At 69.9% G+C, this 25,080-nt stretch carries 20 protein-coding genes and 2 pseudogenes; 10 read left to right on the top strand and 12 right to left on the bottom strand.

Translation table 11 applies throughout. From position 1 onward, the window contains the following. Positions 1–167: 167 nt before the first annotated feature. Positions 168–578 carry a winged helix-turn-helix transcriptional regulator gene (locus tag ACSHXC_RS37845; protein WP_438295857.1) on the bottom strand — a complete coding sequence of 137 codons (411 nt, stop codon included), beginning with the start codon at positions 576–578 and terminating at the stop codon, positions 168–170. Between the two features lie 99 nt (positions 579–677). On the opposite strand from ACSHXC_RS37845, the gene ACSHXC_RS37840 reads away from it, so the two are divergent. Continuing rightward, positions 678–1,535 carry an alpha/beta fold hydrolase gene (locus ACSHXC_RS37840; protein ID WP_438295856.1) on the top strand — a complete coding sequence of 286 codons (858 nt, stop codon included), beginning with the start codon at positions 678–680 and terminating at the stop codon, positions 1,533–1,535. Between the two features lie 30 nt (positions 1,536–1,565). Here ACSHXC_RS37840 and ACSHXC_RS37835 read toward each other — a convergent pair. Next, positions 1,566–2,115, bottom strand: a pseudogene (locus ACSHXC_RS37835) (transposase); the annotation flags it as partial. Between the two features lie 426 nt (positions 2,116–2,541). Here ACSHXC_RS37835 and ACSHXC_RS37830 point away from each other — a divergent pair. The 6 genes and pseudogenes from ACSHXC_RS37830 to ACSHXC_RS37805 all read left to right on the top strand — a co-directional run bounded on the left by ACSHXC_RS37830 (position 2,542) and on the right by ACSHXC_RS37805 (position 8,417). After that, positions 2,542–3,609 (top strand): hypothetical protein, encoded by a 1,068-nt coding sequence (locus tag ACSHXC_RS37830; RefSeq protein WP_438295855.1) that lies wholly within the window; start codon positions 2,542–2,544, stop codon positions 3,607–3,609. 549 nt (positions 3,610–4,158) lie between these two features. After that, positions 4,159–4,289, top strand: a pseudogene (locus tag ACSHXC_RS37825) (SAM-dependent methyltransferase); the annotation flags it as partial. 66 nt (positions 4,290–4,355) lie between these two features. After that, a complete protein-coding gene (locus ACSHXC_RS37820; RefSeq protein ID WP_438295854.1) occupies positions 4,356–5,258 on the top strand; it encodes an aminoglycoside phosphotransferase family protein in 903 nt (300 codons plus the stop codon). A gap of 263 nt (positions 5,259–5,521) precedes the next feature. Then, positions 5,522–5,746, top strand: a complete 225-nt coding sequence (locus tag ACSHXC_RS37815; protein ID WP_438295853.1) for a hypothetical protein — start codon at positions 5,522–5,524, stop codon at positions 5,744–5,746. A gap of 1,604 nt (positions 5,747–7,350) precedes the next feature. Next, positions 7,351–7,560: a hypothetical protein gene (locus ACSHXC_RS37810; RefSeq protein ID WP_438295852.1), complete on the top strand. Its 210-nt coding sequence runs from the start codon at positions 7,351–7,353 to the stop codon at positions 7,558–7,560. 2 nt (positions 7,561–7,562) lie between these two features. Then, a complete protein-coding gene (locus tag ACSHXC_RS37805) occupies positions 7,563–8,417 on the top strand; it encodes a class I SAM-dependent methyltransferase (protein WP_438295851.1) in 855 nt (284 codons plus the stop codon). A gap of 865 nt (positions 8,418–9,282) precedes the next feature. On the opposite strand, the gene ACSHXC_RS37800 is transcribed toward ACSHXC_RS37805, so the two are convergent. Then, positions 9,283–9,504, bottom strand: a complete 222-nt coding sequence (locus tag ACSHXC_RS37800; RefSeq protein WP_438295850.1) for a hypothetical protein — start codon at positions 9,502–9,504, stop codon at positions 9,283–9,285. Between the two features lie 281 nt (positions 9,505–9,785). On the opposite strand from ACSHXC_RS37800, the gene ACSHXC_RS37795 reads away from it, so the two are divergent. Then, positions 9,786–10,271, top strand: a complete 486-nt coding sequence (locus tag ACSHXC_RS37795; RefSeq protein WP_438297059.1) for a GNAT family N-acetyltransferase — start codon at positions 9,786–9,788, stop codon at positions 10,269–10,271. A 10-nt stretch (positions 10,272–10,281) separates the two neighbouring features. Here the strand turns inward: ACSHXC_RS37795 and ACSHXC_RS37790 are convergent, their stop codons facing one another. Both ACSHXC_RS37790 and ACSHXC_RS37785 read right to left on the bottom strand, forming a co-directional pair. Continuing rightward, the gene (locus tag ACSHXC_RS37790; protein WP_438295849.1) at positions 10,282–11,073 is read right to left on the bottom strand and encodes a DUF6236 family protein; all 792 of its coding nucleotides are present in this window, start codon (positions 11,071–11,073) and stop codon (positions 10,282–10,284) included. Between the two features lie 220 nt (positions 11,074–11,293). Then, on the bottom strand, positions 11,294–11,686 hold the full coding sequence (locus ACSHXC_RS37785) for a hypothetical protein (protein ID WP_438295848.1): 393 nt from the start codon (positions 11,684–11,686) through the stop codon (positions 11,294–11,296). Positions 11,687–12,340: 654 nt separating this feature from the next. On the opposite strand from ACSHXC_RS37785, the gene ACSHXC_RS37780 reads away from it, so the two are divergent. Together ACSHXC_RS37780 and ACSHXC_RS37775 are read left to right on the top strand one after the other, a co-directional pair. Further along, positions 12,341–13,603: a haloacid dehalogenase-like hydrolase gene (locus ACSHXC_RS37780; RefSeq protein WP_438295847.1), complete on the top strand. Its 1,263-nt coding sequence runs from the start codon at positions 12,341–12,343 to the stop codon at positions 13,601–13,603. Positions 13,604–13,935: 332 nt separating this feature from the next. Next, complete coding sequence (locus ACSHXC_RS37775) at positions 13,936–17,277, top strand: BTAD domain-containing putative transcriptional regulator (protein ID WP_438295846.1); 3,342 nt, start codon at positions 13,936–13,938, stop codon at positions 17,275–17,277. A 574-nt stretch (positions 17,278–17,851) separates the two neighbouring features. Here ACSHXC_RS37775 and ACSHXC_RS37770 read toward each other — a convergent pair. From ACSHXC_RS37770 to ACSHXC_RS37740, 7 genes are all read right to left on the bottom strand, one after another. Next, positions 17,852–19,264 carry an amidase gene (locus tag ACSHXC_RS37770; protein WP_438295845.1) on the bottom strand — a complete coding sequence of 471 codons (1,413 nt, stop codon included), beginning with the start codon at positions 19,262–19,264 and terminating at the stop codon, positions 17,852–17,854. A gap of 406 nt (positions 19,265–19,670) precedes the next feature. Then, a complete protein-coding gene (locus ACSHXC_RS37765) occupies positions 19,671–19,976 on the bottom strand; it encodes a hypothetical protein (protein WP_438295844.1) in 306 nt (101 codons plus the stop codon). A 45-nt stretch (positions 19,977–20,021) separates the two neighbouring features. Further along, positions 20,022–20,750 (bottom strand): HNH endonuclease family protein, encoded by a 729-nt coding sequence (locus ACSHXC_RS37760; RefSeq protein WP_438295843.1) that lies wholly within the window; start codon positions 20,748–20,750, stop codon positions 20,022–20,024. Positions 20,751–20,884: 134 nt separating this feature from the next. Then, on the bottom strand, positions 20,885–22,045 hold the full coding sequence (locus ACSHXC_RS37755; RefSeq protein ID WP_438295842.1) for an abortive phage infection protein: 1,161 nt from the start codon (positions 22,043–22,045) through the stop codon (positions 20,885–20,887). A gap of 297 nt (positions 22,046–22,342) precedes the next feature. Further along, entirely contained in the window at positions 22,343–23,332 is a 990-nt protein-coding gene (locus tag ACSHXC_RS37750) for a phospholipase D-like domain-containing protein (RefSeq protein WP_438295841.1), read from the bottom strand. A 435-nt stretch (positions 23,333–23,767) separates the two neighbouring features. Then, a complete protein-coding gene (locus ACSHXC_RS37745) occupies positions 23,768–24,559 on the bottom strand; it encodes an alpha/beta fold hydrolase (RefSeq protein WP_438295840.1) in 792 nt (263 codons plus the stop codon). Next, positions 24,504–25,034, bottom strand: a complete 531-nt coding sequence (locus ACSHXC_RS37740) for a winged helix-turn-helix transcriptional regulator (protein WP_438295839.1) — start codon at positions 25,032–25,034, stop codon at positions 24,504–24,506. The genes ACSHXC_RS37745 and ACSHXC_RS37740 overlap by 56 nt, the downstream gene beginning before the upstream one ends. Positions 25,035–25,080 lie beyond the last annotated feature (46 nt).

The following is a 25,080-nucleotide window of genomic DNA, read 5'->3' as shown; positions in this document are numbered from 1 at the left end:
AGAGCGGTGTCAGGTCCCCAGGGTCGGAGAACGGGCTCTGGGCAGCGTAGAAGGCGGCAGCATCCGAGGCGAGGCCGGGCATTGGCATGCGCGCTACCGTGTCAGGGCGGCGACGCCGGCTGCATCGAGTACCCGAGCCACCAGTCCTGAGCGCGGAACCGGCCTGCCTACCCCTCGTTGGCTTCCTGGTCGGCGGTTTCGTTGGCGCGGTCGATCTCGGCCATGTGCTCCTCCGCCCAGGTCCGCAGCCCCGCAAGTGCGGCTTCCAGGGACAGCCCGAGTCCGGTGAGTCGGTAGAAGACCCTTGGCGGCACGGTCGGTTCGACCCGGCGCGACACCAGCCCGTCGCGGGTCAGGCTTCGCAACGTCACGGACAGCATCTTCTGCGAGACGCCGGGTATCCGGCGCCTCAGCTCCGCGAAGCGCACCTCGTCCGGTGCGGCGTCGGCGAGCGTCTTGACGGCCATGGACGTCCACTTCGTACCGATGCGGTCCAGCAACTGCCGCGTCGGGCAATGGGGATCGAACAGATCGCCGCGCACCCCGCGACCGGCGGCCCGGGCTCCTCGGGTGGTCACCTGTGGCTCACCACCTTCCCTGAAAGTGCCGTCTAGGAGGCGATCGGACAGTTACCTATCGTTTGGTGGTCACCAATGGTAACCAGCCGAGGAGCCGTCATGCCCGTCACCACCGCACTCCACCTGCGCCGCATCACGACGAACGGCGTCCAACTCAATGTCGCAATCGCCGGGGACGGACCTGCGGTTCTCCTGTTGCATGGCTTCCCGCACACCTGGCAACTCTGGAGCGGCATCATGGGCCGACTGGCCGGGCAGTACCGGGTCATCGCCCCGGACCTGCGGGGCTTCGGTGCCAGTGCACGTGCCGTGGAGGGGTACGACGCAGGCACCCTCGCCACCGACGCCGAAGGGCTGCTCGACGCACTCGGCGAGCCCTCGGCAGCAGTGATTGGCATCGACGCGGGCACCGCCCCCGCCGTCCTGCTCGCGCTGCGCCGACCCGGCCTCGTCCGGCGCCTGGCCGTGATGGAGGCACTGCTCGGCCGCCTGCCCGGAGCCGAACACGTCGTCACGGGCGGTGCCCCGTGGTGGTTCGGCTTCCACACCGTCCCCGGCCTCGCCGAGACCGTTCTGGCCGGCAACGAGGCCCCGTACATCGACTGGTTCCTCAACTCGGGGACGCTCGGGCGAGGGGTACCCGACGACATCCGTGAGGCCTTCGTCCACGCGTATACCGGGAGCGAGGCCCTGCGCTGCGCGTTCTCCTACTACCGGGCCCTGCCCACCAGCGCGCAGCAGATCCAGGACGCCGTCGCGACGGCCCGGCTGACCATGCCCACCATGACCGTCGGCTCTCACCCCGTCGGCGCCGGGCTCGAACGCCAACTCCGTCCCATCGCCGATGACCTGGTCGGACACCATCTCCAGGACTGCGGCCACATCATCCCCCTCGACCGCCCCGACGCGTTGTTCGCGCTCCTTGCTCCCTTCCTCTCCGCCGATCTGCCGAAGTGACCGGAGCGAGGCGGCTGAAGGATCACGGTGGCGGTTCGGGCGTTCGTCCCAGCGATGAGGTGTCCAGGACCGCCGGATCAGGCTGCGCACGGTGATGACGGTGTCGGCAAGGTCGAAGAGGCATCGATGACAGTGACGCGCCGCTCGTAGCACCGCGCGAGACGGCAAAAGGCGTTCTGCCACGCGTGAGTGCGTTCGACGTGCCAACGCCGACTGGCCTGAATGGGCGCCTTCTCCCCCTTGTGCGCGATGCGTCCCTGCAGACCGCGTTCGCTGAGCAGACTGCGTTCGCTGAGCAGAGCGCGAGCGGTGTCCGAGTCGTAGCCGGGTCCAGGTGCACGGTGATGATGTCGGGCAACGGGCCGAGGCCCTCCAGACGGTCCAGAGTCGGGGCGAGCAACGGAGAGTCGTGACGGTTGGCACCGGCCAGGACGCGGCCCAGCGGAATGCCGAATCCATCCGTCATGCCCAAGTACTTCAGTCCCTGTTTGCCACGGTCGACCGGTTAGCGTCAGGTGGCCTCCCCGCCTCCAGGTGCCTTGGTGATCGCTCCGTCGATGGCCATCTGGTCGAGGACGACGCACCTGGTGTGCACGAGTGTGGATCTTGATGGGGAGTGTGGTCTCTGTTCGTGCGCGACGACACCGTGTGCACGGGCGGAGAGGTACGGGGTGCTCATCGCCGCCGATGTCTTCTGGTTGAACAGCAGCCGCGGGCAGGCCCCTCCGGGCCGGGCAAGGACCGCGCCACGCAAGGCTTGGCTACGCCCCTGCCAGGCCCGCGCTCTGCCTCCCCGCGCTTGACGTCGCATCAACCAGCAACGCCCGCCGGTACGGAAGGACTACGGTTCGGATCCGGTTGGCCTGCCCCCACCTACCCCCGCCCTCGGATTCGCCCAGCTCAGCCGCCGACTGTGACCGGGGGATCCGGAAACCGGACGCTGTTCGAGCACGTCCTGAGGCTCGATAGGCTCGGTCGCTGTACTGCACGGACACGAGGGGATGGCATGAGCCAGGCGCTCTATACGGAACGGTCGTGGAACCCGCTGGCGCGGACCGTTGAGCTCACGGAGGAAAACCTGCGTCGCAGCGGCAAGGTCACGCCGCTGCGTGAGCTGAACCTGCCGGCCATGGCCGAGGCGTTCCAGCGCGGCCACTGGCTCGGCGGTGGCGGCACGGAACGTCCGCTGGACCTGCTGGCCACAGGCAGTGGCGTCGTCCCGGTCACCCGCGTCACCGGCACCACTGCTCTCGTGAAAGTACGCCAGGCCGCCGAATTCGCCCAGTCGCTCGGAGAGTTGGCGGTACGGCATTGCGGCGGGCCCGCGCACCTGAACGCCATGGCCGAGCAGGCGCGGGCGGAGGGCGTGCCCCTGTGGATGGCCCGCCGGTACGCCCACGGACCCGCCGGCCAGGTAGTCGTGGCCGTAGACCGTCGGCTGGTGCGCGTGGACGTGTGGGGGCCAGGCGCTCCACCCGTACGGATACGGGCCCCGCACGGCTTCCTGAGCAGCGCCGCTGACCAGGCGCAGGGGCTGCGGATGACCGTCGGGGACGTACCGGCCGCCCTCGTCCTGAAGAAGAAGCTGCGCAAGTCCAAGAGCTACGCACAGGCACGGCTTCCCCAGGGCGTCTGGGAGCTGCGCCGGGCGAACTACGCAAGCTCCTGGTTGCTGCGCGACGAGCAGCGGGTCGCCCTGCTACAGCGACCGCCGCGCCACCCCGACCTCGACACCGGCACGGTGCTGCTGCCCCTGGCGCCCGTGCACTACGAGAGCCCGGACCCGCTCGACGCCGTCATGGCCCAGGCCTTCGCGGTCGCTTTCGGCCTGGGCGACACCACGGGCACGGCCCGCTTCCGGCTCCAACGCCCGCACACCAGCGCCGGCGAGCCGGTCGCCACCGACGACGCCTGGGACCGGCCCTGGTTCAGCAACCTGGGCAGCGGCGGCGACGACAACGAACCGGGTGGCTCAGACGGCTGGGGCTCCGACGGCGGAGACGGAGGCAGCGGACACGGGAGCGGGGGCGACGGAGACGGGGGAGACAGCGGCGGCGGGGACGGTGGCGACTAGAGGCACGGCCTCCATCCTCGGCAAGGTCGTCCGGGCAGGACCTTGATCAAGTAGACAAGGGCGAGGCCAGGACCGGGGGAAATACGTGAAGTCCGGGCCGGGAAGAATCGCGTTCACTCAAGGAGAACCTGATGCAGAGCAGGGCCCTGCGACGTTTATCCGTTGCGGCACTCATGTGAGCCACCACCGTCTTGGCGGCGCCGGCAGCAAAGGCCGACACCAAGTCCGCTGAACAGTTCACCGTGGTTCCCCTCCACCAGGAAGTCGACCGCGGCAGGTGGAACTACGGTGGCAGGGCATCGTTCGACGGCGACCTCACCTGGACTGGCGCCCGCAGCTACCGCGTCACCGGGACGGTGCAGTTGTCGTGCTGGGGGGGGGAGGTCGGGAAGATCACCGGATGGCTCGAACTCGGCGGCACCTCGGAGAGCCGGAAGAAGAGCAAAGAAACAGGCTGTGGCGGCGGGGAACAGAATCGGATCCATATCGACCCTCTGCCGTTCGGCGACGGGACGTTCGACGACGTAGTCGCGTCGCTGGTACTGCACCCGGCTTTGCGTCATCGGCGAGCCGCAGCCCGAACCGGCCGCCCGCGAACTGTTCCCGGACGGCTTCAAGGACCTGTCGACCAACCCCAATTCCTGTTCTTCGTCGTCGAGGTACCGCCGCCGGCCCACGGCTCAGGCAGCCAGCCAGTCACGGATCACGAGCGCAGCCAAAATCCTGCCCCAGTAGTGTGGCTTCGCATGACCGACTCCGAGATCGAGATCACCGCAGACCTGGTCCGCGACCTGCTGCGGGAGCAACATCCAGATCTTGCAGGACTGGCCATCCGCGAGGTGGCGGGCGGCTGGGGCAACCAAATGTGGCGCCTCGGGGACGAGTTGGCGGTGCGCATGCAGCGCATGGACCCCACCCCGGAGCTCCAGCTCAAGGAGCGGCGGTGGCTGCCCGTGCTGGCCCCGCGCCTGCCGCTCCCGGTGCCGATCCCGGTGCGGTTCGGCGAACCGTCCGAGCGCTTCCCCAAGCACTGGACCATCATGACGTGGGTTCCCGGCGAGCCGCTGGACCACGCCTCGATCAGCCGCAGCGCCCACGCGGCCGACACACTGGCAGGCTTCCTCAGGGCGCTCCACGTGGAGGCGCCCGCCGAGGCGCCGATCAGCTCGGACTTCGGCGCTCACCCCAAGAAGTGCGCGGACGGCTTCGACCGCTTCTTCCACGCCGTCGTCCCCTGCGACCTGGCCGACGAGGTCCGGGCCGTCTGGGACGACGCCGTCGCGGCGCCCGAGTGGGAGGGCCCGCCGCTGTGGGTGCACGGCGACCTGCATCCCGCGAACGTCGTCGTCTCGGACGGAACGCTCTCGGGCATCGTCGACTTCGGTGCCCTGTTCGCCGGCGATCCGGCGTGGGACCTCGCCGCCGCATGGGTGCTCCTTCCCGCGGGCTGCGCCTCACGCTTCTTCAACGTGTACGCGCGGGCAGACGGCGCGACGATCCGGCGCGCCCGCGGGCTGGCCGCCCTAAAAAGCCTGTTCCTCATGCTCATGGGCCAGAACGGCGACCAAGGCCTTCCCGGCGGCAAGCCGGCCTGGGGACCCGCAGGCCGGGCAGCACTCGATCGTGTTCTGAGCGACGGCTTGATATAGGCACGCAGCGACGATCCTCATCCGATACCCGCTGCCGGCGCTGCCACAATCTCCGTGTCCCGTCCCCGCCGGTCGGCGGCGAGCTCCCCGGAGTGCAACGCCCCGCCCTGGACGACGGATGCGGCGCTCGCTCCACCTGTCCGTCGTCGTCAGGACCGGGGCCGGCGTCCTCCAACCCACGACGCATCACGCGATCGAGGAGTTCGACTGCGAGACACCATCGACCTCAACCGCCCTCCAAGCGATCAAGGGCGAGGATGCAAGTGCCTACGACCCGCGTCCACCGAGACACCCGAACTGTTCCCAAGACCGGCGCCCTGCGCTACCTGGACCGCACCCCGTACGAAGCCGAGCAGGTCCTGGCACTGCCTGCGCTCGCCCTGCACGGGGTGGCCGCGACGATCGAAGCCGGGACTCGGGAACCCAGTGGGTTCGCCGAATCCTGCGGCGGTCCCACGGCGAACCCACCGCCCTTTGTGCGCTCATGAACCCGGAGAGGGCGGGTTCAGGCCCGGGCGCGCGGTGCGGAAAGGCGACCATCTCCTTGAGGGCGGCGCGGCGTTCCTCGTTCCCTTGGCCGTCGCCCGTTGGGCTGGTCAGGCACCACACCGACCGGGATGAGCAGTCCGTTTGCGATAGCCCACGCCCTGCCTACCTCACATGAGTGAACTGCATTGTCGTCGATCCGGCTGATCGATTTATGCGTGCATACCCTGCCGACCGAAGGCCTTGGTCATGTGACTCAGCGCGCCGCTTTGTCGCGAGTAGGCGAACACGAACGGCATCTGAGCCGGGAGGGCTCCGCTCACGTCGTGTTCTGCGTTTGTCCATATGCGTGTCCAGGTGAACGATGTTGCGGTTGGGGGGTAATCCGAATGGGCAGCTGCAGCACAGCAGCTGGTTTCCGAGCTTCGTCGATGAGTGACAGCCAGTCGCAGGCCGAATGCCTGCGGCGTGGGTTGCACCAGTCGGTGATCCAGGTCGCGATCTTGATGCGGGCTTCAGCCCGGGACCCCACGCAGGCAACTGCGCGGGGCCCCGAGTGCCTCACCGCCAGGCCCTGCATCCAGGCGACGGCGGTATCGGTTCAAGCCAAGTGCCTCCGCAGTGAACCGCATCGGCCGACGGCCGGCACGAGCGGGCCGGGCGTGTCCAAAACCGGGACGGTCCGCCATCCCCCTCTCCCCGCGTAGCCCCCGCAACGTAGCTGGACCGACGGCTCGTTGACGGCGCAACAAGCCCAGTGGCCTGTCCCCGGGGCCGCGCCGCGAACGGCTGAACGGCAACCGGCAGGCAGTCCCGCCTCGACCGCCCCCAGGCCGTGCCGTCGACCGGAACCTCACGGCTACGTGGGCGGACGGCTTGGCGACGGAGACGAGGCGATGTCCCGAATACCGCTTCTCGCCCCATGGACAGCGGCTCTACGGTGCCTGCGAGACCCGGGCTTTGAACCGCCGCGCCTCTCATACCCACCCCGTGACAAGCCCCCGTCACGGGCAAGGAGGACTCCGTGGCCCCCCTGAAGAGGTCCACCGGCATTGCCCTGTCGGTGGCCCCGCTGCTCAGTACCGGCCTGCTGGGCTGGGGCACCACCGCAACAGCCCTGGCCGCCACCCCCAGCGCGCCCGGCGCGACGGCCCCCAAGTGGGACCACTCCGAGAACGCCGCCACCCACCGCCGACTCGACGCCCTGGGCAACGGGATCCTCAAGGCCGAAAAACCCAATACTCCGAGGCCCAGGACTTCTACCTGCGGCCCGGGCGCGACGGCTACCAGATCGAAAGCAAGCTGTATGCCGACCTCTGTATCACCGGCTGCGGCTTCGGGCACGAAGCCAAGCCGGAAGACTGCCGCGAAGACAACGGCGGACAGTACTGGGACTACGACCGCCGCCACGACGGCGGCGCACCCTTCATCAGCTTCATATCCCCCGGCCCGCACAGTGTGTCGCCGACGAAAGCGAACACAACGCCATCATCCCGCGCCACTGCAACAACACCCCCGAACAACGCTGGTTCCCCGTCGAGGACCAGCCACCGGCCACACCGATCGCCGGGCCCCCTCCCGTGAAAGGGGCCCGGCACAACACCTTGTGCCGTCCGCCGTCACCGGCACGCCGGGCGCAGCGAGCCCGGTGATCCGCTGGAACGCGAGCAGTGCCACGCCCGCGGCCGACACCGGGGGCAAAACCACCGAACGGGCCATAACCCCCGTCCAGCGCGAGCAGCACACCGTCTCCGTCACGGGCGCTGACCAGGTCTGCAACACCCCCGACCGGACTTTGCATCAGCCCTGGGAGTAGTGATGGCGTCTTCCAAGACGGCACGGGCGAATCGTGGTAACGAAGCTGCAGCACGCGACGCCGCTGTAGCCGCGCAGTATCTGACCCCTGACGACGCTGCTCGTTATGCCGCGTCATATGACGGCTGGCGGCCGGCGGCACGGTACTACTGCTCCCGGCTGCATGTGGTCGACGAAGCGCTTCGTGCCGCCCCGCACGGTCGCCTGCTGGACGTGGGCTGCGGGCCCGGCATGCTGGTGCAACGGCTTCTCGACATCCGCCCCGGGGAGTTCCAGATCACCGGAATTGACCGGTCCCCGGCAATGATCGACGCCGCCACCGCTCGGGCGAAGGGCTCCGGCGACGACGTCGAGTTCAGCGTCGCGCGCGTCGAGAAGATGCCCTATCCCGACAGGCACTTCGATGTCGTCGTCGCGATGGGCGTCCTGGAGTACACCGACGCCGCTGAGGGGCTGCGCGAGATCGCACGCGTGGTACGGCCGGGCGGCCTGGTCGTGGTGACGATGCTCAACCCGCTCAGCCCGTATCGCCTGGTCGAATGGTTCGTCTACTGGCCGCTGGTGCGTGCACTCGGCCGCATCGAAGGGCTGTTCGGCGTGCCTCGGCACGCCGCGGCCGTGTCCGGCATCCGAGCGATCCCATTGGCTCGACTCCGCCGGATGATGCGTGCGACCGGACTGCCGCCGCGGGATGCGGTCCACTACGACGTGACACCCCTGGTCCCGCCGCTGGACCGGCCGGTCCGCCGCCGGAGCCAGAAATGGCGCAACCATCCCGAAAGGACCGTGAGCAGGGGAGCCCGCCGCTGGCTGGGCACCGCCTACCTGGTAACGGCACGGCGAGAAGAAGACACGTAGCGGGACACAGACCAACTCGCCCTTCCCACCATCAGCGTCAACCGCACCTGCCTCACACTGCAAGAAACCCTCACCCAACCCGGACGAGGCCGCTACCAGAAACAGACGTGACACCCTCTATGCGGTCTCCACCCGTGAGGGACGCGCCTCTTCCACTCGCGGCTTCCTGACCTGGCCGGACACGGCTGCCCGACCGTGGGTTTGCGCTCCCGGCACTCTGTCTGTCGGCGACGCCTGAACCCTTTCGACCATCACCGACATCTGTCAACCGTTCGTGCAGCGCCACGCGGACCAGGAGGTCGGCGATCGGCGCGCCGGGCCTGGCCGCTTCCCGGCGCAGGGCCCGGCAGGTGGGGCAGTTCTTCTTCGCCGGTCTCTTCCCGGGGTGTCACGTCTGGTCTGGGTTCAGGCGCAGCCATGCGGTGAGGGCGGCGTGCAGGTCGAGTACGTCGACACCTTCCTCCAGGCGGACCGCGGCCGGGGCGATCATGACCCGGGTGTAGGTGTGCTGCTGGGGTCTCGTGCAGCCGGAGCAGCTCCATCACCGCCTCCTGCACCGGATGGCTCCCGGGGCGGGGCGGGTGGCGGTTGAGGTCGCGGGCGCAGTGGAGACGGCCGACCATGCCGAACGGTCCGGAGCTCTTGTGGAGGAAGCCGGACTGGGTGACCACCGCGGTGATCTGACGGCCGGTCGTCTGGTTGGCCCTGTGGAATCCGACCACTGCCGGTGCCATGCGTGCCCCGTGCGGTGTGTCCCGCCGATTCTGGCCTGCCCGAACGCCGAAGGTGCCGGTTTCGCGGACCCGACCCGGACCGGTGGACGCAGAGCCGAAGGCGAGCGCCGGTCACGCCCTCAAGTCGTCGGTCAGGCCTTGTCCCCAAGCCATACGCCGAGGGTGTGTTCCCGGCCGTCCGGGCGCGGCTCCCACAGTCGGATCGTCGCTGTGGCAGCCGCGGTGCCGTACACGCCGGTCCAGTACCGGAGCTTGTAATCGGCGGTGGCCCGGCTCGCCCAAGTACCCTCCATCGCCCTGCCGGTCGCCTCGAACCGGAGGGCCAGAGGAAACGTGCGTTTGGCCTGGTCCATGCCCGCGCCATACGCCCCACCCCTGACAACCGGGTGTCAGCTGGTGGCTCAGAAACGCAGGCGGGCGGCGGTGGCACGCAGCGTGAGGGTCCCTGTCCCGTCGCGTGTGATCTGGGGTGTGGGTGATCCTGTGACCTGCGGCGACCAGATTGGTTGAGACGCCAGGTTGCCGGAAACCTCAGTTGATCTGGTTCCGGACTCACAGATGGCAGGGGGCGTCTCAGTTGATCTGGCTCGGCCCGAGGGAGCGTCGATAGAGTGTCGCCGTGCCGTATCCGCCAATGCCGCTCCAACTCGAAACCGCTCGGCTGACGTTGCGTCCGTGGACCGAGTCCGACGTCGACTCCCATCGTGAGCTCGTCGCCGAACGGGGCGATGGTATGCCGTCAATCGAGCACAACCGGCGGATGATCGAGGATCAGCGCGCTGCTTCGGCACTGAAAGGCATTGCTCTGCTGGCCGTCATCCGCCGCGATGTGGGCGACTTCATTGGGTATTGCGGGCTCACGGTCGGTCGGGCTTCCGTCGACGAGCCCGAGATCGCGTACGAGTTGTTCCGACACGTGCACGGACACGGCTATGCGACCGAGGCGGCTTCCGCGGTGCTCGACGCCGCGATCGCGACCGGACGGAAGCGGCTCTGGTCGACGGTGCGTCCCTGGAACGCGCCGTCACTTCGCGTCCTCGAAAAGCTCGGGTTCGAGCCCGACCATGTCTCGGCCGATGATCGTGGCGAACTGGTGTGGCTCACTCGCTCCCTGCCGTAAGGGGCACGTTTCAGCTGCTTGAATGCGACCGACCGAGCAGCTCCGGCGGACCGGATCGCCTGGGACGAAAAGCGAATCGGACCAGATCGATTGGGACCGAGACCGGACAGTCCCGGTGCGGATGTCGCGGACGACGGCCCGCGATATACGGAACGACGGTGAGTGCGACCGCCCCGGCTCCTATGGCCGGGTGGCCTCCGGAGACAGCCAGGGTGCCCAGTACCGTGCCGGAAACAGCCCCAAGGTCCACCTTCAACCCCAACGTGCCCACCGTCGACTCGACACCGAATGCGCGCAGCGCACGGCGTAGTCCGTCCAGTTGCGGTTTGGCGGTCCGCTCATGGAGCGCCGTCGGATGGGCTTGGGCGATCTCGGAGTTCTCGACGGCGGCGATCTGTTCGACTTCGGTTGCCAGCGAGTCGATGTGCGCGTGAAAGGCCGCGAGCTCGGGCACGTACCTCTGCCGGAAGTCCACCAACCGGGACACGGGCACGCTGGCGATCCTCTCGGGTCGGATCACGGCGCGGAGCGTCAGATGGGCATAGGCGGCCCGGGTGTCCTGGAGGGCTGGGGTCACAGGCAGGTCGATCAGATCGGCGAGGCGGTCGAGGGTGCCCACCGCGTGGTGCATCCCCGGGTCGTCGGTCACGGGTGACAGTGTGTTGTGACGGGCGACGGTGTCTGCCAGGGCGGTGTGGTAGACGGTGCCCAGCCTGGGGTGGAAGCCGACCCAGGGATCACGCCTGTCGACTTGGACGGCCAGGCCGGCCTTGATGAATTGGTGCCGCAGCACGTACGACATCTTGGTGCCGGTTCCGCCGCAGTAGATCCACAACAGGGCCGGATGCTGCTGGGGCTCTGTCATCCGTTGGCCGGGCGGCGGGAAGAGGTCCTGAGAGACACAGAGCGTGGGATCCGCTGTTTGTAAGCGCAGGACGTTCAGCTCCCGGGCCAGGTCCTCGTACCGGAGGATTTCGAGGACACAAGGCAGCACCCGGTGACTGATTCTCCAGCCCGAGCCATCATGGTCGGCTATGGACCTGTCCGGTATCGCAGCCCTGTGTGCCCTTGCGGGAATACCCACCACGCTCGTCGTCGCCCATTGGCAGAGACGGACTGCCCTGTTGCAAGCCGAGACCTCCTGTCGAACTGCCCTGGAACAGACGGAGGTTGGCCATCGCCAGGCCCTGGAAGTGGCAGAAGCCTCGCATCGAGCAGCTTTGGCCGCGGCGCAGGAGATGCACCGAAACGCCCTTGAACTGGTTCAGCGTCAGAGCGAAGCCGATAGAGAGGTATGGAGACGAACGGCGCAGCACGCCGCATACGGTCGGTTTCAGAGCGCTCTGGACCGGTTCCGCCGCTCGCTTCCGAGCGGGGATGCGACCGAACAGAGGGAAGCGTTCGAAGAGCTTCACAGTGGGCACCACGAGCCTCGCATGGTGGCAGGTGATGAAGTGGAGCGCAGCATTGGGGCCCTATGGATCCAGTGCATCTTTGTCGACCGGACCTTGACCTCAGCCGGGGCGGAAGCGGCTGTGGAGAGATGGCGCGTTGAGGTGACGCCCTTGCGAGCAAGGCTCGACGATGCCATCAAGAGGGAGCTCCAGGAGTAGGGCCATCGCCGCTCGGCTGACGGTGGACCCGCCGCAACCGCGCCGAATTCCACCCGCCTCAAGCCGAGTTGCCGCCACACTCACGCGCGTACCGCACTCCCCTCGCGTCGCGCACCCACCAGCGCAGGCCAGGGGGGCAGAGGCAGGGTTCACAGGTGGTCGGCCTCCGCGACAGCATCACCTCGGCGTCCTCGGTGCCCGGACAGGCTGCCAGGCTTCAGGGACGGGAGTGCCACCGGCTGAGTGAGGCTGCGCACCATGGACAGCATGGAGCCGATGAGGTCAGCGCCTCCTGGCTCGTGACAACTCCTGCTTCGTCGACGCCGCCGCGTTCCTCGTCGACGGCGGCATCGCGGGCGGCTGTGCGAACCCTGTGTAGGGTCCATGATCAAGTGCCGGGGCGGGCCACCCGTCGGCCCCGGCGTGTCCTGCCACCCCTCACACGTAAGAGAACGCATGCGAAAGAAGCCCGCCATCGTCGTCGGCCTCCTGGCTGCCGCGGCCCTCGCCGCCACGGTCCCCGCCACCGCCGCACCGGCCCACTCGTCCAGCGCCAAGTGCCCCCAGCTCGCCAAGAGCCTCTCCTGGGCCGGTGCCAACCGCGCCAAGCTGCAGAAGATGATCGACGAGCGGGGCACCTGCTCCGGCAAGGGCGGCCCCCGCCCTGTCGCCGCCTTCGACTGGGACAACACCGTCGTCAAGAACGACATCACGGACGCGACCCTCGCCTGGGCCCTCAAGCACGACAAGATCCTCCGGCCCAAGAGCTGGCGGGACACCAGCGCCTGGCTCACCCCGGCCGCGGACAAGGCCCTCACCAAGGCGTGCGGCACCGAGGTGCGCGCCGGCCGGCCCCTGCCCACCTCGAAGAACGCGGCCTGCGCCGACGAGATATTCGAGATCCGCGAGAAGTCGCAGACGATGGCGGGCGAGGCTGCCTTCGCAGGTGACTGGAACCACCGCCGCACCGTGCCCGCGTACGCCTGGATACCGCAGCTGTTCGCCGGACACACCCCGGCGCAGCTCACCTCCTTCGCCAAGAAGGCGCGCGCCGAGCAGCTCTCCGCGCCGGTCGGTACCAAGCAGACCGTGGGCACGCACACCCTGGCCGGCTACGTCCGCTACTACGACCAGCAGAAGGACCTGATCCGTACCCTCAAGGCGGCCGGCTTCGATGTCTACATCGTCTCCGCCTCCTCCGAGCCCATCGCCGAGGCGTGGTCCAGCGGCGTCGGCCTCGACCGTGGTCACACCATCGGCATCCGCAGCGTCACCAAGCACGGCCGTCTCACCACGGAGATCAAGGGCTGCGGCGGCGTCGAGACCGGCCGGGGCGACGCGCTGCCCTACATGGACGGCAAGCGCTGCATGATCAACCAGGAGATCTTCAAGATCAAGGGCGCCAGGGCCTGGCAGAAGCAGGACTTCGCGCACCGCATCGCCCTCGGCGCGGGCGACGCCGACACCGACGTCACCTTCGTCGACGACGCCACCGGTGCCCACGTGGCCATCAACCGCAACAAGTCCGAGCTGATGTGCCGGGCCTTCGACGACGCGGACGGCCGCTGGGTGGCCAACCCGATGTTCATCGACCCGCTGCCACGCAAGTCCGGCGCCTACCCGTGCGCCACCACCGGCGCCACGTACCCCGACGGCACGCACGGCCCCGTGCGACGCGCCGACGGCTCGGTCATCCCGGACCAACTCGACCGGGCCTGACCCGGGCACGGGAGCCCTCACTCCCCGTCAGGTAACCGGGGTGGCGAGATACAGCCGACCATCCGCAGGAGGGCGAGCAGCGCCCACCGGGCCTCGGACAGGTCGGTCTGGCAGGGCTGGCGGTTCGTCATGTCTCTGGCGTACCGCTGCGGTTCGGCGGGGGCCGGCTGCTCCCGCCGGCCGGGACTACAGGTGATCGCGGATCCGGCAGCGTGCTCGCCGAGCACATACCCGCCGGTTGGTATGCGAGCCCGTGGCCGTCGCGTGGCAGGGTTGTCAGCCGCACGGTCATGGTGCGGCTGGATTCCGGGGCAGGTGGGGGGGCTGTTTCAATGCTGACGTTCAGGGTGCTCGGGCCCTTGGAAGTGGCGGGGAACGGCGGGCTCGTCGCGGTGCAGGGACCTCAGCGCCGCTTGATGCTCGCACGGCTGCTGGCCGCGCAGGGCCAGGTGGTGTCCGTCGAGAGCCTCATCGACGGCCTGTGGGACGGAGTGCCGCCGCTGCGCGCCACCGGCGTCCTGCGGACCGTCGTGTTCGGTCTGCGCAAGGCGCTGGAGCCTGACCGGCCCCCGCGCACACCACCGCGGCTGCTGATATCCGCCCCCACCGGCTATGCCCTGCGCGTACCCGAAGAAGCGGTGGACGCCTGGCGTTTCGAGGCGGCGGTGCGCGGAACCCGCGCGAGCGGCACTCCTCCGGAGGCGGTGCTGCGGCAGCTCGACCACGCGCTGGCCATGTGGCGCGGCTCCGCCTACGCCGAGTTCGCCACTGCGCGCTGGGCCGCACGGGAGGCGGCCCGGCTCGAAGGATTCCGTGCACGGGCGGTGGAGCAGCGGGCGCAGGCTCTGATCACGCTCGGACGTGCCGCCGAGCCACTGCCCGACCTCGAAGCGCAGGTCCTCGACCACCCGCTGCGCGAGGAGAGTTGGCGGCTGCTCGCGCTCGCCCTCTACCAGGCCGGGCGCCAGGGTGACGCGCTTGCTGCGCTTCGCCGCGTCAGGCGCGTGCTCATGAACGATCTCGGAGTGGAACCCGGCGCGGAACTGCGCCGCTTGGAGGCCGACGTCCTCGCCCAGGCGCCACGCCTGGAACCGGCCGCCATCGCCCGGCCCACCGCGCGGCTCGCCCCCTCGGTCACGCCCCCTGCTGCACAGCCCACCCTCCCTGCGGCCCCGCCGTTCGTGGGGCGCGCGAACGAGCTGGCCCGCCTTGAGGAAGCCGCGGCGGTGGCCGCCGCCGGGCGGCTGACCCTGGCCCTGGTCACCGGCGAGCCGGGGGTGGGCAAGACGAAGCTGGTCGAGCAGGTCAGCGCCGGACTCGCCCGTCGGGGCTGGACCTGTGTGCGGGGGCGCTGCCCGGAGAGCGGCGGCGCACCGGCCGCCTGGCCGTGGACCGAGCTGCTGTCCGAACTCGCGGACGCCGGGCACGAGCCGTCCCCCGATGCGGCCCGGGTGCTGGCCCCACTCCTGGAGAGCGCGTCCGCGCACACCTCCCACGACGCGACGGGCGGACGGTTCCGAATGCGTCACGCGGTCGTCAGCCACCTCACTGCCACGGCCCGTACGGCCCCGCTGCTCATCGTCGTCGAGGACCTGCACCGGGCCGACGAGGAGACGCTCGACCTGCTGGCCCACCTCGTAGACAGCGGTTCCGGCGCGCCTGTCCTGGTCGTAGCGACACTCCGGCCGCACGAGGAGTCGCCCGGGCTGCGGGACGCGCTCGGCCGGCTCGCCCGCTACGCCCCGGTCCGCGTCGAGCTGGCGGGACTGTCCGAGGAGGCGGTCGCCGAGCTCCTGCGGTCCGGGGCACCCGAACTGGACGAGGCGACGGTACGGGCGATCACCGAGCGGACCGGGGGCAACGCGTTCTTCGTGTGCGAGACCGCGCGGCTGATCAGCGCGGCGGGCGCCGAGGACGCCCTCTCGCAAGTGCCCGCCGGGGTCCACGCGGTGGTCCGGCAGCGCCTCGCCCGGCTCCCCGAAACCGCCCAGGCCCTGCTACGGCAGGCCACCGTACTCGGCCGCGAAGTCGACCTGGACATCCTGGCCGCCATGACCGACAGCAGCGCCGAGACCGTGGCCACCGCCGTCGAGACGGCCCTGGACGCGGGGCTGCTCGTGGAGGACGGCCCCGACCAGGTGCGCTTCGTTCACATCCTGGTGCGCGACGCCCTCTACGAGGAGGCTCCGCAACTGCGCCGGGCGCGCTGGCACACCCGGGCCGGCACCGAGATCCAGCGGCTGCGCCCCACCGAAGTGAGCCTGCTGGCCTACCACTTCCTGTCGGCCGGTGACCGGGCGAGCGCCCCGCGCGCCGCACGGTATGCGAGGGCGGCCGCTGAACAGGCGGCATGGCGGTTCGCCCACCGTGAGGCGGCGCGGCTGTGGCAGCAGGCTCTCACGGCCCACGACCGCTCGGGCGTCCACGACGAACGGACCCGCCTCGGCCTCGTCATGGGCACGATCAGAGCGCTCGCCCTGGCCGGTGACGTGGTCGCCGCGCGCGAGCGGCGCAACGCGGCCATCGCCGACGCCGAGAAGCTCGGCGACCCCGTGCTCACCGCGGACCTGATCTCCGCTTTCGACGTACCGACCGTCTGGACCAACCGCCGTTACGCGGCCAAGGACGACCAGGTCGTGGATGCGGTCGAGCGCGTCCTGTGCCTCCTGCCCCCGCACGCCGGGGAAGCGCGCTGCCGCGTGCTCACCACGCTGGCCCTGGAACTCGACGGCACCCAGGACGACCGGGGCAGGCAGGCCGCGCATCAGGCCGAGGCCCTCGCTCGTGGCCTGGACCGGCCGGATCTGCTCGCGCAGGCCCTCAACGCCCGGCACGCGCACGCCTACCACCGCGCGGGGCTCGCCCCCGAACGCCTTGCCATCGGCCGCGAGTTGCTGGCCCTCGGGGTCCGCCACGACCTGGCCGCCGTGGAGGTGCTCGGCCATGTGATCCTCGCCCAGGCGCATGCCGCGCTCGCCGAGCCGGAGACGGCCGATGAACACGCCGACGCGGTCGAGCGGTTGGCGGACCGCTACGACCTTCCGCTGCCGGGCACGCTGCTCGGCTGGTACCGCGCGATGCGGGTGTCGATCGCGGGCCGGTTCGCGGACGCCGACACCGCCTACCGCCGGACCACCGAGCAGCTCGGCGAGTCCTGGATGTGGGGCATCGAACGCGATCTGCTGCACTTCGCCCTGTTCTGCCTCTACATCCAGAACGGGACCCTGCTCGACCTGGCCGACGAGGCCGACGAGCAGTACCGGCGCTGGGGCTCCAACTACGCCCGTGGCAAGGCCCTGATGCTGCTGGCGGAGGGCCACCCCGCACAGGCGCGCGCCGTCACCTCGGCTGCGCGGGAACTGCCCCGCGACTATCTCCTTGAGGCCCGCCTCGGTCTCGCCGCCATTCTGGCCGTGTCCCTCGACGACCGCGAGATGGCCACGTCGGTCTACGAGGAACTCCTGCCCGCCGCCGACTGTCTGGCCGGTGCGGGCAGCGGTGTGGTGACCCTCGGCCCCGTGTCCCACTACCTCGGCGAGCTCGCCCACTGCCTCGGCCGGCCGGACCAAGCGGCCACGCACCACCGCCACGCGCTCTCCATCGCCGAACGTGCGGGCGCCCCGCACTGGGCCGAGGCCGCCCGCACCGCTCTCACCCGCAGCGGACACAACTGACGGCCCGCCAGTACCGGAGCCCAACTGCCGCAACCACGAACGCATCCGTGAGCCGCCGCCGTCGTACATGGTGCCTGAGACGTCACACCCATCCGGCTGGGCAGCCGGCAGCGGATCTTGCACGACTACAGCGGCCCGTGCTCGGAGCTCACGTCCGCATGCACCAGTACCTGCCCCGGCAGTCAGACGGTTGACGGGCGTGGCCGCGTCCATGGACGTGGTGTACGGCGGGTGGCCCCTGGACGCCGCCCTGGCCGGCCTCGGCTTCATCACCGGGCCGATGCCGACGGCATTCCTGGCCGAACTGGTGGCGCTCCGGGCAGGGCTGGCCGCCCCGCCCCCCTCACCACCAGCGCGACGATCCTGCTGCTGTTCCGCCGACTGCTCCAGCCGGCGCGGCGTCCGACCCCGAGGTGTGGCCGTGGATGCCCCGGCCGGTTGTTGCATCCCGGGCGGGGCCTCAGCGCACAGCGGGGTTACGGAGTTCGTTGCGGGGAGGCGCGCCGCCGCGCCGAGCGGCCCAGTGCGGCCCGCGGCTCAGCCGACCCGTACGGGTGCGCCGAACCGGCCCTGTTCACTGGGCAATCGGCGGGCGTCGCTTCCAGGTGCCGGTCGCAGCCTCCAGCGCTGCCGCCATGCGCAGCACCCCCAGGTCGTCGCCCTGTCGGCCGATGATCTGGAGCCCGGTCGGGTGGCCTTCCGGGGTGAAGCCGAACGGCAGTGAGATCGCGGGGAGTCCGGCAAGCGTGACACGTGAGCAGATGCGCATCCACTCGCGGTAGTACGTCTGCTTCACCCCGGCCACCGTCTTCGGCCAGGGTTCGTTCACGTCGAACGGCGGCAGCTGGGTGACCGGGGCGACCAGGAAGCGGTACTCGGTCAGGAAGGCGTAGAGCCGGTCGTACACCTCGGAGCGCAGTGCTTCCGCGCGGCCGAGGTCGTCCACGGTCAGCATGAGACCCTGCTCGATCTCCCACTTCGTGGAGTCGCCCAGGTCGTCGGGGCGATCCTGGAAGAGCTGTCCGAACGCCTGCCGGTAGTAGGCGGCACGCAGGATGGTGAAGGATTCGTCGGCGCCGCTGAAGTCCGGTTCCCGGTCGGTCACTTGGCAGCCGAGGTCCCTCAGTACCTGCTTGGCGGGGGCGAGCGTCTCGGAGATGCGTGCGTCGACGGGTAATCCGTCCAGGCTGTCGGACCAGGCGATACGGGCCCCTTCGACGCCGCACTCCAGCGGGCGGGTGAAGTCGACGACGGGCGCGTTGAGCGCGGCACGGCCGTCGGGGCGGGCGATGACCTGCATCTGCAGGGCGAGATCGCCGATCGTGCGCGCCATCGCACCATAGGCACCCAGCGTGAAGTGGTTCTGTGGCACGGGCCATACCGGCACCCGCCCGATGGACGGGCGCAGACCGACGACGTTGCAGTACGAGGCCGGGTTGCGCAGCGAGCCGGCCATGTCGGAGCCGTCGGCGATCGGCGCCATGCCGCAGGCGAGTGCCACCGCGGCGCCTCCGCTCGATCCGCCGCAGGTGACGCTGGTGTCATACGGATTGCGGGTGGCCCCGAAGACCTGGTTGTAGGTCTGCGAACCGGTCCCGAACTCAGCGGTGTTGGTCTTGCCCATGGTCACCGCGCCCGCATCGACCATGCGTTGCACGACGAGCGTGTTGTACGTGGGCACGTCGTCCTGGAAGATCGGCGAGCCCTGCGTGGTGCGGATGTCCTTGGTCGCGGCGAGATCCTTGTGCAGGGTCGGCAGGCCGTGCAGCGGACCGAGCCGTACACCGCGGGCGATCGACTCATCGGCCCGCGCCGCCATGTCGTGCGCGGTCTCCGGCACGAAGGTGACGACGGCGTTGACCGCGGGGTTCACCCGCTCGATCTGCCGCAGGTGCGCCTCCAGGACCTCACGTGCGGAGACCTGGCGGGTCACCATCAGTTCCACGAGCTCACGAGCGGTCTTGAAGACGAGATCCTGATTCGTCATGGGGCTGCCACCTCTCGGACGTCTGGTGAGCGGCGGAGCGCCGGCGCTCCGCACCGACATCGTGAACCATTGCGGGTACGGACCCACAGCGGTAACTGCCGGTCTGGCCGAAACGCATGAGCCTCCCGCCTGAACGGATCACGCGGAGCGAGGAGCTGCTGGAAGTGACGACCGACATCGGCAACCGCGGTCGCACCGCCGTGGGCAGGCACAGGTGCGCCCCGTCTAGGCGATTGCCGCGTCAGCACGCCGGCCGCATCCAGCTGCAGCTGACGGCCGTGATGCGCTCCCACGATCTGAGCCGGCATCAGTCAGGTGCTGACGCGCACCCGGCTCACCGGACGCCGCGCCTGACGGATCGAGCCTGCTCGGCGGCTCCCGTCCACGGGACCCGGGGCCGCCGGGCCTACGTCGTCGGCGCTTCGGCGGCGCCGCCCGCGCGAATCGCCTCCAGGGTGCGGGTGTGCAGGGCTTCAAGGCCGTCCGGCGGAAGCGGCCGGGGGCTGCCCGTCAGGGTGTACCACTCGTCCGCCTCGGTGTACTGGATGGCGAAGCGGGCCAAGTCGTCCTTGCCGACGCTCGTGGTCAGGGTGAGATCGCCGGTGATCACGCCGACCTCGTCCGTCATCGCCCCGCCGGGGCCCGCGGTGACCCGACCGGTGAACGACTGCGGGGCCGCGCCCTCGGCCGGGTGCTCCTGGTTTCCGTTCATGCCGTCCATCCTGCCCCGCCCTTTGCCCGGACGCGTACTCGGCCGTCAGGCGGCACACATGTTCAGCATCTCGGTCAGCTTGGCCTTCTCGGCCTGGGTGACGGTCAGCTTGTACGTGGCCTTCACCGCGGTCCACGACTCGGCGTACGCGCACCAGTAGTCCTTGGCAGGCGGCGCCCACTGGTCCGGGCTCTGGTCGCCCTTGGCCCGGTTGCTGGTCGCGGAGACGGCGACGAGCTGCGGGTGGGTGAGGTCGTTGGCGAACGCTTTGCGCTGCTCGGCCGTCCACGAACTCGCGCCCGAGCGCCAGGCGTTGGCGAGCGGGACCGTGTGGTCGATGTCCATCTTCGAGGCGCTGTCGAAGGTGAGGTGGTCGTAGCGGGAGACCCACTTGCCCGACACCGGCTTGCACTCGGCGTCCTGCTTGACCCCGGTGCCGTCCCGGTTCAGCACGGTCTCACGGGTGTCGCACTTGCCGCCCTGGCCGACCCAGTGCTGGAACTTGTCACGGCTGTACCCCGCCATCGAGCTGGCCGGGGCGACCTTCAGGCCTGCCAGGTCCGTGCGCGCGGTGGACACGGTGGGCAGGCCGGGCAGCGCCTTCACACCCCCCGGTGCGCCGCCGGCACCCGTCGCGCCGCCGGACGCGGAGACCGACGGCGAGGTCTTCCCGTCGCCGGAGGACTTCTTGCCGTCCCCGCTGGAACAGCCGACCGCGCCCAGCGCGATCACCAAGGCCAAACCCGCTGCGGCCCACGTGTGCTGACGGCTCATTGTCCACCCCACCCCTTGTCGGTACATACCGCCCGTACCCTACCCAGCCGTCGCGCGGCCGTACGCACGCCCCACCCCCGCACTCCCCCGGCGCACTTCATCGGCCGAGCGCGGCGGGACCGCGCGGGCGGGGTTCAGTGTCGCCCCCGGCGGTAGTGCCGGGCCAGGGCGTGGAAGGCCTGCTTCGGCTCCCAGTGCCAGCCCGACGCCGGGTCGTCGGGCCTGTCCTTGATCACCTTGACGATGCCGTAGCTCGCCATGTCGAGATCAAGGCGGGGCTCTGGCCGGTGCGGGGCGTCGGGCGTGACGAACTCGAAGGCCATCGCCGCGTACAGCCCCAGGGACTCGAAGACGTCGAGCAGGTCGGCGACGTAGGCGGCCTGGGTGCGCTCACTGCGGACCAGGCCGCCCTTGATCTCGTTCGGCTGCTTGGTGCGGTCGACGACGTCCCAGCCCATGCCGCCCGCCTTCGGCGCCCCCGCATAGGCGCAGGTGCCGAACTCGGTGATCGCGACCGGCTTGCCCCAGCGCTGATACTTTCGCAACTCCCTCACGTAGTCGGCACGGTGGGGGAAGTACGAGTAGTAGTCGATGCCCACGACATCGAACAGGCTCCAGTCGACCTCGTCGTCCTGGGCCGCCGCGTAGCTCAGCCGGCCGCCGAACACGGACCTTCCCACCATCGCCGCCCGCGCGGTGAACTCGGTCAGCCGCCGCATCATCACCTCGGGGTCGAAGGCCCCCTTCAGGAGGTTCTCGATCCGCTCCTGGGCGTCGGCGCCCGGCACGATGCCGGGCACGAACAGCCAGAACTCACAGCCCACACTGAGGTCGACGCGCGCGCCCTGCCGACGCAGCCGCTCGGCCTGCCGTCCGGCTTCGCCGAGGTGGTCGAGGATCTCCCGCTCCGGCCGGTCGCCCAGGGTCGGCTGGAGCCATACGTGCAGGCCACGTTCGACGGCCTGCGACATCGTCGACATCAGCCGGTCGACGCCGTTCCCGGTGACCTCGACCGAGTCCGCGCACAGCTCCGCCTCGATGACCTTGATGTCCTCGCGCATCCGGACCGGGCTCCACGCCGTACCCGGCGTCTCGCCCGCGCCGACCGTGTAGACGACACCGCGGTGGGCGAGCCCGCCCCGCCCGCCGGCGTCCGGGCCGACGGCGGCCCCCGTCCGCTGCCGGCCCGCCGCCCGCGCGGGACCGGACGGCAGCAACGCCCCGGCGGCCGCCGCCGCTCCCACCCCGGCCGCCCCGGCCAGAAACCGACCCCGCCCCATCCCGTCGCCCCGCATGACGTCTCCTTGTCTCCCTGCTACGGCCGCCGCCCGGTTGCTCCCGACCCGCCCTCAGGCTGCCGCGGGCACCAGGGCGCTGCCGTCGGTCAAAGGTCTCCGGGGCGGCTACCAAAGGATGAACACCCGCCTGCCGCACGGCGACTTACGGCACACGCCCGCCGCACGGGGCCGTTCCGGGGGTATCGCGCGCAGACCGCCCCCCGTCGAGCATCACTCACCCCGCCGGGATCGACTCGGGCGTCCGGCCCCCCGGCCGACCCGCTGCGCCAACGGTCGGCCAGGAGGTTGGGCAGGTCAGACTGTGCCTGAGCCTTTGAGGAAGTCTGCGTTGATCGCCTTCTCGATGCCAGTGACAACTGCGGAGTCGCTGACGATGAGGCCGAGTTCGCGGTTGTGGTTGAGCGAGTTGTCGGAGAAGTTCTCCGAGCCGGCGAACACCTTCGCGGAGGAGGTGCCGTAGTCGGCGACGATCGCCTTGGCATGGATGTAGTAGCCGGTGGAACTGGTGAAGGTGGCTACCTTGCCGCCCACCGCGATGACCTCCTTCAGTTGCTCGCTGTACTTGGAGGACTGGTTCTCCGCGACAACCCGAACGGCGACGCCGCGCTTCGCGTCGGCGACGACCGCGCTCACCAGCGCGGAGTCGCCGAACTCCTCCTCCTGGACATCGAGGCTGTGCTGGGCCCCGTTGATCAGAGCCAGCAGGCGGCTCTGCGAGTCGGTGGGCGACCAGACCAGATCGGTGCCGTCGGGCGGGGTGACGGAGGTCTTCGCGTAGTCGGCGCCGAAGACCTTCTCGATCGCCGCGACATCAGCCTTGTCGGAGTCGAAGACACCGTAGTCACGCGAGGTCGCGTAGTACGTGGTGTCGAAGTTGCCGGTGCTGATGTACGACGTGGAGTCGTCGACGGTGATGGTCTTCTGGTGGGTGTAGACGTATGCGGAGGACGAGTACGTCACCCCCGCACCGGCCGCGGACAGCGCCTTGTAGGCGGCGCCGTCGACGGAGGCGTGCTGGGAGTCGAAGATCACGCGGACCTTTACGCCCGCCTTCTGCTTGTTGACCAGGTCGTCGACGAGGGTGGTGTCGCGCAGCTCGTAAATCGTCACGTCGACCGATGTTTTCGCCGAGTTGACGAAGTCGTGGATCGCGCCCTCCTTCTGGTCCGGCAGCACGACCAGGGAGTAGGTGCTTGCGGCGTGGGCGGCGGCAGGCGTGAGGGCGCCTACCGCGGCCAGGACGCCTGCGGCCAGGGTAGGTATGAGACGGCGCGTGGGGCTCACCGGGACTCTCCTGACGTAGTGGTGGAAGTACGCAACGCGCGTAGCGCACCCCCAGTAAGGCACAACGCCGAGACTCGGTGAAGTCAGGTTGAGTGAAGGCTGGGGCAGCGTTGCGCAAAGTGACTCCGCAGGCATTCCTGGCTCAACTACCCATAATCTGACGGCTGTTACTGGCTGGGTTGAGGTCGACCTCGGCCGCTTGGCGGGTGCCGACCATGGCGCCTGTCCATGGCTGTGCCCTGCGGTGGGGACTGCGGCGGCCTCGCGGGCACGCTCGGTTCGCAGCCGGAGGCACGATTCCTCCGGCCTCCGGCTCCCCAACCTCTCGGAGGACGGCATGAGCGGTTTGATGAATCCGGCTGGTTGCGCTGTCACTTCTTGTATCGGGGCAGGGCGCGGCCGTGGCCGTTGAGCGGCGGGTGGCTCGCCGCGCTTCTAGGGCTGGGGCGAGGTACTGGTGAGGAAGTCCAGGACTAGGGGGCTGGCGTGGGTGCGGGCTTCCTCGAAGTAGGCATGGCGGGTGTCGGGGATCAGGTGGAGTCGGGCGTCGGGGATGCGGCCGGCGAGCAGAGGTGCGTTGGCGGTGGGGTTGAGCAGGTCGTCGGTGCCGTGGAGGACCAGGGTGGGTGCGCTGATCCCGGGCAGGAGGTCCCAGGCGTTGTGCCGATTGCTGGCTGCGAGGTGGTGGCGCCGGGAGTGGGCGGGCATGCGAGGGTCGCCGAGGGTGTGGTGAGGGCCGGGGTCGTCGGCGAGCCAGCGGGGTGTGTACATGAGGTCCAGCAGGGCTTGCCGTGCGGCTCCGGGTTGAGACTGGGCCAGGGCCTGGCGGACGTCGTTGCCGCGTTCGATGCTGTGCGGGCCGCCGGGCGAGGTGCAGCCTAGGACCAGGGCGCCGACTCGGTGCGGGTGGTGGGCGGCGAGTTGCTGGGCCACTCGGCCGCCCATGGACGTGCCGTAGATGTCGGCCCGGTCGATGCCGAGTTCGTCGAGGACGGCGATGACGTCCTGGGCGAACAGTTCGGTGCTGTGGGGGGTGTCGGGCTTGTCGCTGTCGCCGGTGCCGCGGTAGTCGAGGGTGAGGGTGCTGCGGGCAGGGTGGAAGTCGGCGCGGACCGGGTCCCACCAGTGATGGTTGTTGGCCTGGCCCGCCAGCAGGACCAGCGGCGCTCCCTCACCTTGGAGCTGGTAGGCGATGCGGGACCCGTCGGGTGTCGTCGCGTACGTCATCAGCAGGCTCCCTCACTCCCGTGTCGGCGGGCAGAGTACCCCGCGCAGGCCCTGGGACCAGACGCAGGCGTCGGAGGCCGACGGTCACCGGAAGCCCTGCCACCGCCCCCGAGTGCCCGAAGTCGCGGTCGCGGTGGCTGTCGTAGTCGCCGGCGTACTCGACGGCGAAGGCGCTGCGATCGGCGCGGGGCACCCGGGCGCCCACCGTCGTGCCGACGATGATCTCCTCCAGCGGGTCCCCTTCGTTGTGCACGCTGACGAGGCTCAGGACTCTCCTCACGTGGGCGGTACGTGACGCCGGCCCGGGCGACGGCAGCGGGCTCTCGCCCCGGCTCAGCCTCTTGAGGACGTCGGACGCGGTGCTCAGGGACACCCCGGCCTGTCCAGCGATCTGACGCAGCGAGGCCGAGGGGTTCTCCTGGAGGAGCCAACACACCATCACCGCCATCAGGACCGGGTGCCGCCCCACCCACATGCCTGAGGGCTCGGCGGACCCACAGTCCGCCGAGCCCTCGGATGCG

Source organism: Streptomyces sp. HUAS TT7, from assembly GCF_051550175.1.
Classification (GTDB): Bacteria; Actinomycetota; Actinomycetes; order Streptomycetales; family Streptomycetaceae; genus Streptomyces.
This window is presented reverse-complemented; position numbering and strand designations above follow the sequence as displayed.

Excerpts from the sequence above, each read along its gene's own strand:
- ACSHXC_RS37840 (WP_438295856.1), top strand. The coding sequence starts at position 678 with ATGCCCGTCACCACCGCACTCCACCTGCGCCGCATCACGACGAACGGC.
- ACSHXC_RS37830 (WP_438295855.1), top strand. The coding sequence starts at position 2,542 with ATGAGCCAGGCGCTCTATACGGAACGGTCGTGGAACCCGCTGGCGCGG.
- ACSHXC_RS37820 (WP_438295854.1), top strand. The coding sequence starts at position 4,356 with ATGACCGACTCCGAGATCGAGATCACCGCAGACCTGGTCCGCGACCTG.
- ACSHXC_RS37805 (WP_438295851.1), top strand. The coding sequence starts at position 7,563 with ATGGCGTCTTCCAAGACGGCACGGGCGAATCGTGGTAACGAAGCTGCA.
- ACSHXC_RS37800 (WP_438295850.1), bottom strand. The coding sequence starts at position 9,504 with ATGGACCAGGCCAAACGCACGTTTCCTCTGGCCCTCCGGTTCGAGGCG.
- ACSHXC_RS37795 (WP_438297059.1), top strand. The coding sequence starts at position 9,786 with ATGCCGCTCCAACTCGAAACCGCTCGGCTGACGTTGCGTCCGTGGACC.
- ACSHXC_RS37790 (WP_438295849.1), bottom strand. The coding sequence starts at position 11,073 with ATGTCGTACGTGCTGCGGCACCAATTCATCAAGGCCGGCCTGGCCGTC.
- ACSHXC_RS37780 (WP_438295847.1), top strand. The coding sequence starts at position 12,341 with ATGCGAAAGAAGCCCGCCATCGTCGTCGGCCTCCTGGCTGCCGCGGCC.
- ACSHXC_RS37775 (WP_438295846.1), top strand. The coding sequence starts at position 13,936 with ATGCTGACGTTCAGGGTGCTCGGGCCCTTGGAAGTGGCGGGGAACGGC.
- ACSHXC_RS37770 (WP_438295845.1), bottom strand. The coding sequence starts at position 19,264 with ATGACGAATCAGGATCTCGTCTTCAAGACCGCTCGTGAGCTCGTGGAA.
- ACSHXC_RS37765 (WP_438295844.1), bottom strand. The coding sequence starts at position 19,976 with ATGAACGGAAACCAGGAGCACCCGGCCGAGGGCGCGGCCCCGCAGTCG.
- ACSHXC_RS37760 (WP_438295843.1), bottom strand. The coding sequence starts at position 20,750 with ATGAGCCGTCAGCACACGTGGGCCGCAGCGGGTTTGGCCTTGGTGATC.
- ACSHXC_RS37755 (WP_438295842.1), bottom strand. The coding sequence starts at position 22,045 with ATGCGGGGCGACGGGATGGGGCGGGGTCGGTTTCTGGCCGGGGCGGCC.
- ACSHXC_RS37745 (WP_438295840.1), bottom strand. The coding sequence starts at position 24,559 with ATGACGTACGCGACGACACCCGACGGGTCCCGCATCGCCTACCAGCTC.
- ACSHXC_RS37740 (WP_438295839.1), bottom strand. The coding sequence starts at position 25,034 with ATGTGGGTGGGGCGGCACCCGGTCCTGATGGCGGTGATGGTGTGTTGG.